The sequence below is a fragment of the Elusimicrobiota bacterium genome (assembly GCA_016218575.1).
Taxonomy (GTDB): domain Bacteria; phylum Elusimicrobiota; class Elusimicrobia; order UBA1565; family UBA9628; genus JACRDN01.
In genome coordinates this window covers 1-12,596 of record JACRDN010000022.1, presented here as the reverse complement: position 1 = coordinate 12,596, position 12,596 = coordinate 1, and the positions used below count along the sequence as shown (strand labels likewise).

The 12,596-nt window shown below is 62.8% G+C and carries 9 protein-coding genes; all 9 read right to left on the bottom strand.

The genetic code is table 11. From position 1 onward, the window contains the following. Positions 1-33: 33 nt before the first annotated feature. The gene (locus tag HY921_12125) at positions 34-333 is read right to left on the bottom strand and encodes a TrbC/VirB2 family protein (GenBank protein MBI5631616.1); all 300 of its coding nucleotides are present in this window, start codon (positions 331-333) and stop codon (positions 34-36) included. 21 nt (positions 334-354) lie between these two features. Then, complete coding sequence (locus tag HY921_12120; GenBank protein ID MBI5631615.1) at positions 355-2,205, bottom strand: hypothetical protein; 1,851 nt, start codon at positions 2,203-2,205, stop codon at positions 355-357. Further along, on the bottom strand, positions 2,205-6,863 hold the full coding sequence (locus tag HY921_12115) for a hypothetical protein (protein ID MBI5631614.1): 4,659 nt from the start codon (positions 6,861-6,863) through the stop codon (positions 2,205-2,207). Before HY921_12115 ends, HY921_12120 begins: the two co-directional genes overlap by 1 nt. Continuing rightward, a complete protein-coding gene (locus HY921_12110; protein ID MBI5631613.1) occupies positions 6,860-8,617 on the bottom strand; it encodes a TraM recognition domain-containing protein in 1,758 nt (585 codons plus the stop codon). The genes HY921_12115 and HY921_12110 overlap by 4 nt, the downstream gene beginning before the upstream one ends. Further along, positions 8,614-9,672 carry a hypothetical protein gene (locus HY921_12105; protein MBI5631612.1) on the bottom strand — a complete coding sequence of 353 codons (1,059 nt, stop codon included), beginning with the start codon at positions 9,670-9,672 and terminating at the stop codon, positions 8,614-8,616. The genes HY921_12110 and HY921_12105 overlap by 4 nt, the downstream gene beginning before the upstream one ends. A 236-nt stretch (positions 9,673-9,908) precedes the next feature. Further along, entirely contained in the window at positions 9,909-10,190 is a 282-nt protein-coding gene (locus HY921_12100) for a hypothetical protein (GenBank protein MBI5631611.1), read from the bottom strand. Further along, positions 10,183-10,989 carry a hypothetical protein gene (locus HY921_12095; protein MBI5631610.1) on the bottom strand — a complete coding sequence of 269 codons (807 nt, stop codon included), beginning with the start codon at positions 10,987-10,989 and terminating at the stop codon, positions 10,183-10,185. The genes HY921_12100 and HY921_12095 overlap by 8 nt, the downstream gene beginning before the upstream one ends. Positions 10,990-11,087: 98 nt before the next feature. Beyond that, complete coding sequence (locus HY921_12090; GenBank protein ID MBI5631609.1) at positions 11,088-11,906, bottom strand: hypothetical protein; 819 nt, start codon at positions 11,904-11,906, stop codon at positions 11,088-11,090. Between the two features lie 98 nt (positions 11,907-12,004). Continuing rightward, the gene (locus tag HY921_12085) at positions 12,005-12,403 is read right to left on the bottom strand and encodes a hypothetical protein (GenBank protein MBI5631608.1); all 399 of its coding nucleotides are present in this window, start codon (positions 12,401-12,403) and stop codon (positions 12,005-12,007) included. Positions 12,404-12,596: the final 193 nt, after the last annotated feature.

The following is a 12,596-nucleotide window of genomic DNA, read 5'->3' as shown; positions in this document are numbered from 1 at the left end:
CGGCGTGCGCGAACGCCGCCCCGCGCAGCGCGCTCAGAACCCGCCCGCCAGGCGCTTCAACAGCGCCACCACGGCCTGGGATAGGAAGATCAGCGCCCCGCCCCCGATCACGTAGCCGCCCTTGCGCATTGCGTCCTGGTCGCCGATCGACAGGCTGATGCCCACCATGATGACCCCGATCACGAAGATGCCCGGCCCCAGGATCGTCACCAGCCAGTTGGCGGACTGGTCCAGGAAGCTGGTCAGCGCCCCTTCGTTTCCGTAGGCGTGGGCCTGCCCGGCCCAGGCCAGCATCCCCAATCCCGCCAGCGCCCTTCCCATTTTCTTTCTCATGCCTACCTCCTCACTCACTTTTTATTCCTCCGTCGTCTTGTTGCGAATCATCGCCTCTTCCAGGGCGTTCGCGTCCGGATCGGCCGCGTTGCGGCGGAGTATCTCCTCCAGGAGATCCCGCGCGGCCTCCGGGTTGTGGTTGGCATAGCGGACGGCCGCCAGGAAATACAGCCTGCGCAGATAGAGCCGCTCCCGTAAAGTCAGTGAAACCCTCGATACGACCTCGCGCCTCCCTGACTCGACTTTGCCGGCGAGCTCGCGGTCGTCTGGATAAGCCCGCTGAATGGCCGTCAATGCGCGGAGAGCCTGGCCGTAATTGCCGGATCGCCGCGCGTCCTCGGCCCGGACCTCCAGGTACGCCCGCGCGGTCCCGCCTGCGGACAGGACCTGTTCCTTAAGCAGAGCGATGGCGCCGGCGGACGCGGCGCTTTGGCCGACCTCGAGATTCTCGATGAGATAAAGGGCGTCGGACGTAAGGCCGACAGTCTTTAGACGGAGAATCTCGGCACGTCTTTGCTCAACGGCGGCTTGGGAGATCGTCTCGAAATCCTGTGGCTTCATCCGCCCCGGCAATTTCTTCATGATCTCGATCAACGCCGTCCGGTTGGCGGGCCGCAAATCCAGCGCCGCGGCCAAGTCCTTATAGACGTTGATCTCGGTTCCGGGAGCCACGGCATCCACATCCGAAAGCTTCCGAAGCCGTTCCCGGTTATTCACTTCCACCGCGCGCCTATGGGCATCGGCCTTCTCTTTATTCTCAGGATCAAGAAGGGACGCGAGTTGGAGCGGCCCGATGGCCTTGTCGTAATTCTCATCCTTGAAGTAGGCCCGGCCCTTGAGGTAGTGCTCCTCGGAGAGCGATTGGGCGCGGGCCAGGGCCTTTGCATAATCCTCGTCCACCTCTTGTTGGGACGGCGCGTTGGCGGAGGCCGCGGCCTTGAGAAACCTGTAGGACACCGTGAAGCGGTGGTTCATGGACAACGGCTTGTTCTCAAGCGCGTAGTCCACGGCGAACTTCCCGTCGGAGGTGTGGAGGCCGATGCCGCCGGAAATGCCCTGGTCGTAGCCGAGCCGGACCACGAGCAATTTCTCCAGGGCGTAGCTCAGGCCGACGCCCGGATGAAGCCCCGGCTCTCCCGCGACCTTCTTGAACGATAGAGAGACCGAGGTCCGGTCGCTTCGGATGACGCCGGAATCCAAGGAAGCCCGCGAAAGAGTATTGAAGGACAGGCTCAGGCCGCCGCGCAGCTCGCGCGGGAGGGTGTCCTTGCCGTTCAAGAGCTTGAGGCTCGGAGGCAAGAGGTTCTTGAGCACGGCCCCGAAAGACCAGAGAGTCTGCTTGAGCGCCCAGAGGTCGTCTCCCGGGTAGCGGGCTTGCCCTCCGAGGTCGAGGCCGAAGGACATGTCGTGATAGCCGGCCAGGTTGAAGTTGAGGAGATTGGCCGTCCCGCCCGCGGAGAAATGCTCCCCCAGCCGCCGCGCGAAGCCCAGCAGATAGTCCGACTGGCTGTTTGAGACCTTCGTCCCCGGATCGTCTATGGCGTTGCGGGCCACGATATTACCCCGGTCGAGCTGCAGCGCGCCCAGGCCGAAGGTGCCGACCGGCGACGGCACGCTCAGCCCTAGAAAGTCATAGCGCGCGCCGTCATAGAGAAACAGGTGCTCGCCCATCACCGCTCCCCCGGCGTGCGCGAGGCCCGCCGGGTTCCAGTAAAGCGCCGCGGGGTCGTTGACGGTGGGGATGATCGAGTTGCCCAGGGCCGCGGCCTCGGCTCCCGGCCCGCGCGAGAGCAGGTGCGTCGCTCCCGAGGTTTGGGCGAAGACCGGAAGGCCGCCGAGATATAAGGCGAGCAGGCGCAGGAGGATTCCCATTATTTCACCACCAGGAGGTAGAAGATTTCCTTGTCGTCGGGCCCCGTGAAGCGGACCCGGCAGATGTAGCTCCCGTTGAAGAGAGACCGGCCGTTCCGGTCCCGGCCGTCGAAGACGAACTCGCTGATTCCGGGCGGGATGTTCGCGTAGTCCTTCTCGAACAGGAGGTCCTGCAGCTCGGAGTAGATCGAGACCTTGGCGCTGGCATAGCCCGACGACGGGGCGTTGAAGACGATATGCGTGCCGCCGCGATTGGGATTGAAGGGATTCGGATAGTTGTAGGCTTTGGGAAAGCCATTCTCCGGGTTCAGGGCGAAGGTCTGAAGCGAAGTCGCGCTCGACGCGCCGTAGGGGTTTGTCGCCACGATGCGGAGATAGTAGCGCCGGTAGTAGTCGAGCCCGGAGAGGGTCAGCTTGATCGTATCGCCCTCCAGCTCCACTTGAGAGGCCGGGCGGACGGCCGCCGGCATCGAAGCGAGTATTGGGCCGCTGGCGGCGAGCGTCTGCGTAACGCGAGTAAGCACGTCCATGGAGTCGGGAGAATTTCCGAAGTAGACCGTGTAGGTAATCGGGTCGCCCTGGGGCGTGGTCACCTGGCCCCAAGACACCAAGACGTTGTTGCGCATGGTGCTCACCACAGGGGAGCCCTTGAAAGGCGAGACGAGGTTGAGCTGGCCCGGCGGGTCGTTCAAGAAAAGAGGCAGGAAGGTCTGCACGCCGCCCGTCACGGATGTCGTGCCGCCAAAACCGTCGTAGGCCTCGACGTGCCAGTAGCAGGTCGTTCCATACTCGAACGCCAGGTTGAAACTGGTCGAGGTTGATTGCTGTATGACCGGCAGAAAAGCGGGACTCGTGGACAGGAATAAGCCGTAAGTCAGGGCGTCTCCATCGGGATCGGTCGAACTTTTCCAGGAGAGGAGCTGGGAGGTCGCGCGAGTCGAGACGCTGCCGGAGCCGGACAGGCCGGCGAAAGGCGCGGGCGGTTGATTGGCGAAGTGCGCCACTAAGCTCAGCCAAGCGCCGGTCGAGGCCCCGCCGTAGGGGTCCGAGGCCGTCACGCGCCAATAGTAGGTCGTCTCGAATAGCACGCCGAGCGCGAGGTTCGTCGCAGAGCCCAGCGCGACCGAGGACAGGTTCCCGGCGCCCGCCTGAAGGTCGAGGCGGTAGGAGATCGGGTCCGCGTCCGCATTGGCGGAGGGCGACCAGCTCAGGGTCACGCTTGGCGAGGTCGTGTGCAGACCGAACGACGCGGCGGTGGTCAGGTAGACTATGGGGCTTGGCGGGACGATCCTGAAGACGTGGAGGAGGCTCTGGGTCCCGCCGTTGATCGTCGTAGTCGCGCCCAAGCCGTCGTAGGCCTCCACGCGCCAGTAATACGTCGTTCCGAAGCCGAGGCCGGATAGGAGGAAATTCGGCTGGGTGGTGTCGCCCAAAGGCGCGAGCGAGGCCGCCGCGGTGCCCGCGAACACCCGATAGGCGACCGGATCGCCGTAGGGGTCCGTCGATAGCGTCCAGGCGAGGCCCGCCGTCGTATCGCGGGTGACGAATGTCCCGGTGGCGGCCACGGTATCGAACGCCTGCGGCGCGGCGTTGGAGAATTGGTAATAGACCCAGTTGACCGGAGAGGCCGACGCGGCGCCATAACTGTCCGTCGCCACGATCTTGTAGTAGTAGGCCGTGTTCACGGAAAGACTCGGGACCGTGAAGCCCAGGGGAACCGGGCTCGAGACCGAGAGATTCGTCGCGTCGGTCCCTATATAGAAGCTATAGGCGAAGGGGTCGCCGTCCGGATCGGTCGAAGGTTGCCAGAAGAAGGATTGCGCTGGAGCGAAACCGTGATAGAGGACGGTGCCGGCCTTCGATTGGTTGACCGGAACGGTTGGAGGTGAATTCCGAAAAACGGGCAGGAAAGTTTGAAGCCCGGGCGATGTCGCCGCGCCGAAGACATCGCGGGCCGTGACCTGCCAATAATAGGTCGTCCCGAACTGGAACGGCAGGCTGTAGCTCGCGGCCGTGGAGCTCTGAACAATCGGCATGGTATTGGGGTCGCTCGAAAGGGAGAGGTCGTAGGCCACCCCATCCCCATCAGGGTCCGTCGTGGCCTGCCAGGACAGGAGCTGCGAAGCATTCCTCGTGGAGAGGACGCCCGCTCCGGTGAGGATCGAAAAGGAAAGCGGCGGCGAGTTCTTGAAGACGGGAAGGAAACTTTGCAGAGGGCCATCCGTGCGCCCCCCGAAACTGTCGGTCGCGGAGACGGACCAGTAATAGGTGGTCCCGAATTGAAACCCCAGGTTGTAAGCCGTGGCTGTTCCCTGCTGGACTGCGAATTGCGCCGAAGGATCGGTCGAGAGCGACAGGCTATAGCTCGTGGGGTCGCCGTCGGGATCGCCGGCGTCCTGCCAGCTTAGGATGGAGCTGGTCGCCCGCGTGACGAGCGTATTCGGCGTCGAATAGACGATGGGATTGGGCGGCCGGTTCGCGAGATGGACCGCGAAGTTCATCCACGACCCCGTGGAAGCCCCGCCGTAGGGGTCGGAGGCCGTCACGCGCCAGTAGTAGGTCGTCTCGAAAAGCGGGTTCACCGTTATGCTGGTTGCGGCTCCCATTGGAATCGAGGGCCAGGCTTCGGTGCCCGTCTGAATTTCAAGGAGATACGAAACCGGATCTCCGTCGGGATCGTTGGAGGCGGCCCAGCGCAGGGCGACGTTTGGCGACGCGGCATGCTGGCTCCAAGAAGTCGCCGTGGTCAGGTAAACGACCGGCGTCGGCGGGTTGTCTTGAAGGACGAGGAGCAGGTTTTGAATCGGGCTCGTGCTGGCCCCGCCGTAGGGGTCGGAGGCCGCCACCTGCCAGTAATACGTCGTGCCGAAAAGCGGGCCGGGCAGGGGAAAGGATGTAGGGGCCCCGTCCTGAACCGCCGCGAGGGCGGCGGGATTGGTCCCGACATGAAGATGGTAGGCCACGGGATCGCCGTCCGGGTCCGTGACCCCGGCCCACGCCAGGTTGGCCTGGGGAGAGAGCGTGTGCTGCTGCGAAATCCCGGTCCCGCTCGTAATGGGCGGCGCTGGCGGCGGCGAGTTCTTAAACACCAAGTTGTAGGGCTGCTCGACCCCGCCCGCCATGAGCCGCGAGGCGTTGTAAACGTCCCTCGCCTTGACGGACCAATAATAAGTCGCGCCGAAGGAAAGGCCGCTGACTTGCGCGGAGTTCTGCGGTATCGTTGCGATCACCGCGGCCGTGGCTTGCGAGGCGGGCCTCCAGAATACGTCATAGAGCACGGGATCGCCGTCCGGGTCCGTCGCCGTCTGCCAAGATAACGGCGCCGTAGCGGCCCGCGTGAGGACCGTGCCGGTCCCCGAAACGACGCCGAACGCCCCCGGCGCGGAATTCTGAAGGCTCAGCCGGGCGCTGACCACGGGCGCGGATTGTTGTTGCAGCGGGACGCCTTGATAGGAGTCCATGGCCACGACTTGCCAGTAATACGTCGCCTCGAAAGTAAGCGGCGCCGTGTTGAAGCTCGTCTGCGAGGTATTGCCGATCGGTGAAAGCTGCGTCGGCGAGACGCCGAGGCTGACGTAATACGTCACCGGGTCGCCGTCCGGGTCGCCCGAAGACTGCCAGGAGAGAGCCGCGGAGGATGAATGCTGAACCACCGGCCCGATGGGGGCGCTCTCGCTGGGGACGGATGGGACGCCGTTGAAAATAAACCGCCGCAAAGGCGTCGCGCCCGCGGAATTGAGATAAAGAATCCGGTCATCCCACGCGCAGCCCGTCGGAGAGTCCGCGGCCAACTTGCTCTGGACATTGCCCATGCCATCCAGCTTCACGACGCCCGCCTGGCATCCGCTCGGGCCGCACACCGGCTGGCTGATATACAGGTTGGACTGCGCGTCGGACCACATCCCCCGGACCGTGACGTAGTAGTTGGAGGTCCAGCTCGGCGGCGAGAAGGTGCTCAAGAGGCTGCCGGCCTTGGAATATTTGAAGAGCTGCTGGCAGACGTTGTCCGCGACGAAGATATCCCCTTGGGGGTCCGTGGCAAGGGAAGACGGCGTATAGCACGAGCTGTAGGTCGCGCTGACGCCGGGCATCGTTACCGTCAGCAGGAGACTCCCTGAAAAATCGTACTGGCTGATGTAGCCCTTATAGCCGCTGGGAGGGCAGCCGCAACCGAGGCATTGCAGGCACAAATAGCTTCTCCACTGCTGGTACGCCAGATACACCAGGCCGTTCACCTTATCTATGGCGGCCGAAAATACGGTCTTGGGGTTGTCGTAAATGCTGGCCATGAGCGGGTAGGAAACCTGACCCACGAACGCTCCGGTATTCTGGAAACGCTTCAACGTGACGGTGGTCGAGGATGCGTCCAGGATGTCGATGATCCCGGAGCCCTCGACCGCGAAGGCGATAGGCGAGGAGACGCCGGTATCGAAAGAGAAAAGGGCCGACATCCCGGGAGTCTGGAAGCCGGAGACCTGGTAGCTTGCCCCTCCCGCCGGCCTCCCCAAGACGTATAGGTTTCCGAGCGAATCGCTGTCCGTCCCAGCCACCGAGGCATAAGCGACCGGGAAGGAGGCTTGTTGGAAGTAGGCGCCCGCAAACAGCTCCGCAGGGAAAACCGTGGAAGACAGCAGGACTGCAAGCGCGGCGTATCTCATGATCGGAGGCCTCTCTCGTTGACGACGGCGGTCTTCTGGCTGGGCTTGGCCGCCGAGGCCAGGTCCAGGCCTTCCTCGGTTTCAGGCATCACGGCTTCCAGTTCCGGCGTCCGGCCGCCCGCCAGTTTGAAGACCCGCGCGGTCCGAGCCATGGTGTCTTCGTGGCCCGGAGCGAACACGAGCGCGCTCCCCGGCTTGAGATTCTTGAGGGTATTGGGGTGAACCTTGAAGTGCTCCACCTTGCGGCGGGACATCTCTCCGGTCCCGCGGGTTCCGAGGAAGCTCTTCTGAACGCGCTCGGTGTCGTCGAAAGTCGAATAGGTGCCCAGCATGGAGGACCAGAATTCGGCGTCCTCCGGGTCCGGGGTCCGGAAGCACACCTTGCAGCCGGACGTGTTGTTGAACACCGCGGACTCGAAGGCGTCGGCGTCCATCCCTTCGATATTCCTGAGCTGGCCCAGGTCCTGATGGGAGAGAATGGTCCAGAACCGCGCCGAGCCCACCGTCTGGATGAAAGACTTGAAAGCCGGCGTCGCGAATTCTGCAAACTCATCCAGGATCACCGAGGCCGGGCCGGGCTTGACCCGGGCCTGCTGCCGCCAGGTCGCCACCGACAGGAGGCCCGAGATCAGCATCCGGCCGAGGGGGTTGGCGAGGACCTGAAGGTGCCCTATCGGTATGGCGAAGTAGGCAAGCTGCTTATCGTTGAAAATGTCCTCCAGCTTGATCTGGGGCGAATAAGTATTAAGGAGATCGCCCAATACCCCGGTGGTCCAGGGTCTTATCGCCGAGGTCAGGGCCGTGGTGTCCGGATTCTGCTCGAACTCCTGCCGCGCCATCGCGACCAAGGCCTCATCGTTGCAGGCTCGAAACGCCTTCTCCCGGCACTCGGAGCGGCTGAAGTAGTAGAAGCAGTCCCGGAAGGTGAACTGAAGGCCGGATTTCCAGAAGATCTCCGCCATGTTCTGGATCTTGGCGTAGTCCACCTGAAGGTAGTAGTCCTTCCCCTCGCCGGACGACTTGGGCTCCCGTCCCAGGACCCGCGCCAGTTGGTTGGCGAGCGCCGTGGCATCCTGCCCAGGGACGGGGCGGATTGGGTTGAACGTGTGGGAGCGCGGGTCCTGGGGATTGAAGTAGCGCACCGCCGAGCCACGGCCGCAGCGGTCCGCCAGGGCGTGGAATTGGTCGAAATCGGAATGGTCGCCCTTGGCTTCCATGAAGAAAACCGGCATGCCCTGGCGCATGTCCTGGGCGCTCAAGGCGAAGAGGAACTGGGATTTCCCGGAGCGCGTCGGCCCCACGATCTGCATGTGCCGCTCGCGGGAAACCGGCGTGAGAAAAACGGACCGCCCCCCGGCCGCCATGCCCATGAACGTGCCGGCTTTCTCGGCCCCGCGATCCAGATGTTTCTCAAGCGCCTTGTCCAAACCGCGCTGGTCTTTCGGCTCGTCCCACTCCGACCGGCGGCCTTGCTTGGATTTCCGCAGCGCGATGCAGAGGCCGACCGCCAGGCTGAAGGCTCCCGAGGCGGAGTACCAGCCGCGGCGGACCGCGCCCATCCGGGGAACGGCCCATTTCCGGAACCGGGCGTTGTCCCGGACCAGGAGATCCACCGTCCGCCACGGCAGGAAGGCCAGGAAGATGAAGGCCGCCTTCGCGAAGACGGCGGCGCCCGTCTTCTTGTAGCCCAGCCCCAACAGGACCAGGCTTGCCGCCATCACCGCCATCATTAATAGGAAGAGGACTTGGCTCATCGCGGGTCTCCGTTCAGCAGTTCCTCTCCTTCCGGGGCCGGGGAAGGAGTCGGAGGATGGGGGCGGGGGAAGGGACGAATCGCCAGCGGCGCAGCGAACTGATCCGGCCGGCCCCTCGGCCGGATGAGCTCCCCGATCCGGATGGATTGGGGAGGCGGAGCGAACGGCGCGACGGGAAGACTCCCCCCGGCCGAGGCGTCCTGGCGGGCTGGGAGGCTTGCTGGCGCGACGCGCTGGGGATTCGTCCCTTGGGGCTGGCCCAGCACGATCTCGCCGCCGCGATAGCCCACATAAGGGCCGCGCCCCAAGCTGGCTTTGAAGTCCTCCAGGCTGCACACGTAGATGAAGTCGGCCATCAGTTTTCGCGCCCTGGCGAGGATGAGCCTTGGCCCGTTGGGGAAGGAGGTGATGTAAAGCACGACCGTCGCGGGCGGAAGATCGTGCCGGTACGACGCCCAGGTTTTGCGGTAACGCTCGCGTGACTTCTGCGTCCTTTCCACCTCTATGACCTTGGGTTTTCCCGGCTCAGAAATCCAAAGGTCCGGCATGGGAATGTCGCCCGCAGCCGCGCTCCGCGCGGCCCCCTGGCTGAACACCTGCCGTTCAAACTCGGTCGAGACGGACAAGCCGAGAAGCTCGCTCAAGACCAAGCCGATCCCGGTGACCAGCAGTTCGTGCTTGACCAAAGAATCGGCCAAAGAGGCCCGGAACTCCGGCAATAAAGACAGGTCCAGCCCCCTTAGGGCTTGGTGCCCCGCCGTAGTCAGGGTGTAAATCCGAGGCATGTTCGTATAGTGGTTGACCGTTACCAGACCCAATTCCTCAAGGTACCTGACAGCCTTGTAACTGGCCCCCCGATACTCGTCCCGGAACTTCGAGTTGAAGAACAAATCAACCCTCGCCGTCGTATCCAAACCGTTGCAGAACAGCAGCCCTTCCATCTGAGCCAACCCCATGATTCCCCACTTTTCCAGAGATCTCAGAATCCCTAAAGTCCTTATTCCTACCTCCACCTTCATCTTTTTTCCGTTCCTAAAAATCTGTATCTCAATCACAATCAGTCCTCTTTTTTTTCCTATTTCACTGCCTTCCAGTCCACCGACCTCCTGACCACACCACCACCCCAACCCAAATTCTCACTATCGTAGTGGGGGTGTGGTCAGGAGGATTTGGCGCCCCCGGCGCCAAAGAGGTGGACTAAATTTGGCAGTGAAATCCAGATGATTTCATGGTTTCAGTGTTTTCACCACGCTTCTGCAACGACAGAAGCGGCGACAGAAGCGTGTAGCAGCTACCCCCTGAGCTCAAATTTGCCCTCCGAGACGGCCTGCGCCAGCAGCTTGATCGCCTCGGAGATCAGCCGGCTGCGGCTCACGTCCACGCCCTGCTTCATGTATTTGAGCCGGATCTCATCGAGCGTCACGGCCTCCTTGAGCGGCTGATAAGTCTGGAGCTTGATGTAGGTCGCGGCCTTCGACTTCCGGCCTTCCGGCCGGCCAGACTGTCCGGGTTCCCCGTCCTCCAGGTGACCCAACCCGCCGTCCTCCTCCACCGCCGTCATGTCGTTAGCCATGTCTGGTTTTCTCCTTTTGCGAGCGCCCCGGCGCCCGGTTGTTCCCTTTTATGCGGCGCCTTCCCCGCGCGCGGCCGCAGAAATTCTTCACGCCGCCAAGAATCCCCAACCCACCCAAAGCTCCCGAGAGCCCGCCCTTGTCCACCGCTTCAGGAGCCCACAAAGGTCGCAAGATGCGCCTGGACATGAGCGCCTCAGGGGTAATCCTTGGCGTGCCGGAGGATGCCAGCAGACGAATCTCCTCCGCATTGAGCGCATCCCTCAGGATCAGGTCGTAATGCTTCGGCGAGACAGCCCGGACGACTTCCCGCGCCAGGCTGACCGGAAAGAAATAGCGCCTCCGAAGGTGCAGGACGACCGCGGTGACGTAGGTGTGCTCGGGATGCAGATAGTGAGATCGGTGGCGAAACCGGTAGTTCGGCGGAGGAATCAGACGGCCTCGCGGTGAGCTGTAGAACTGGAGGGTTTGCCTATCCACCGAATGTCCTGAGACGGCCTCCACGAGCTTGATGAACTCATCGGGAAGCAGCAGGGCCTCGCACGACTCCAAGGCAGCGGGTCCAAGCGCCCAAAGCGCGCTGAACGTCATCACCCGGCGGTGCGGCGTAGGGGGCAGACGCCGCTCTTGAAGCACCGGTTCGCCGCCGTCCCGGTAGCAGAACCGGCCCTCCTCATCCGTGAAATATCGCCCCATGATGCCGATCGGATGCCTACGGCTGTGGTGCCGGAACCTGGACGCCGTCCCCGGTTGTCCCACTTGAATCTGCTCGCCGCCTTTCTTCTCCGCTACGCTTGCCACTCTCTACTCCCTCCTTGGGATTGCTGGGCAGGTGGGGATGATTCGCGCTCCCCGAGTCTCGCTGACTGGCTACCAGGCTGCCCGCAATTGCCCCTCACTTAGTAATCGGACGAGCGAGGCGAATCGTTACCGATTTTCGCCCCGATTCCCAATTTTTGCCCCCAGAGTTTCTGCTTGACCCAGCGATGCTTTCCATCAGTCGCGGCCTTTTTTTTCGCTTTCGAGCGCTGGGTGCGCGCGAGGTGCCTGGACTTGCGGTCAAGCAGAATCCTCAGAGGGTCTTTCCCGTCGGAGCCCGCCGCGACGGGCTCGCTTTGAAGGCGGTGTAGGAGGATATCCACCGTCTCCTCGCCGCCGTCATCCGATCCATCGAAGGCTCCCTCCAAGGGCACCACCCCATGCCCTTCGCGGTCCCTGACAATGTCCAGGGAGTTCCTTTTGACCGCCAGAGGGTAGAAGTCTTCCTTGACCGCGTCGGTCAGGAACTCGAAGTCGGACTGAGCGACCGCCTCATCGGCGTCGGGAAGGTTGTCCGTTATCGCGAAGGCCAGCTTAAGCGCGCCCTCATGCTTCGCGGCGAGAACCGCCGGGATTCTTTCGAGCCGCGCCGCTTCTTGAACCCGCCAGCGCTGGGCAAGGGCTTCAAGAAACCTCGGGCCATGCTCAGGCCAGTGATTGAGGTTTTGGAGCTGGCGGGATTGTTTCTCCTCCATCAGACCATCGAGAAGTTCCTCGATGACCTTGTGGCGCGGCTTCTGCGGGAAGCTCCGGCCCAGCCGCGCCGCGGCGGCTTTCACGAGGCGTATCTCCCAGGCTTCCGCCACGGGCTCAACGGGCTCCGGGAGGGTTGCGACGACGGATTCCGCGACGGGTACGGCAACGACGACGCTACTTATTTGACCGATGTTCGGTACCATAAATGATCTCCTCGATCACCTTTGGCGTCCGATTTTTTCGGTCGGCTGCGGGTGGAATTTATCCCCGAAGGGATTTACGATTTACGTTCGTTCGACGACTATACTGCCGCCATCATCACCTCCTGGGCGTTCTGCTGTTGCCCGATCAACGGGAACCTGACGCAATCGGCGGGATTGCTCATCCTCCCGTTTTCTTTGGCATAGACGACCTGCACGGGGCGTCCATGCGTGAAATGGATCTCGGCAATAACGCAGTCCCGCAAGGCTTCGCAACGCCGCCTCAGGTGCCGCCATTGCCAATTGAAATCCTCGGGAACGAATTCCGGGGGAGGCTCTTCGCCTCGGGAAAGGAGCTCCGTGAACTCTACGCGGCCCCAGTCCACGACGGCGCCCTTGGAAATCCTCACGTCCTTCCACTTGGAGTAAGGGAACTGCTCGCGGATCATGTTGAAATACTGCGACCATGCGGCTTCTAACCTCTTCTCTTCCTGTGACACTTGCGTCTCCAAACGGCTCGGCGTTCCGTTGAAGCGGCCGAATTTGACCGTTGGGCCGTGCCCCGATGTCCGGGGAAATTGCGTAGCGTAACCTAATTGGTGAGGGATTCATTCTAACTTTTTAGGCCGCGACTAGTTGCCTCACCTCCGCTTGCTCTTCGGTTCCAATCGCGGCCAGCGCAGGAACATTGCT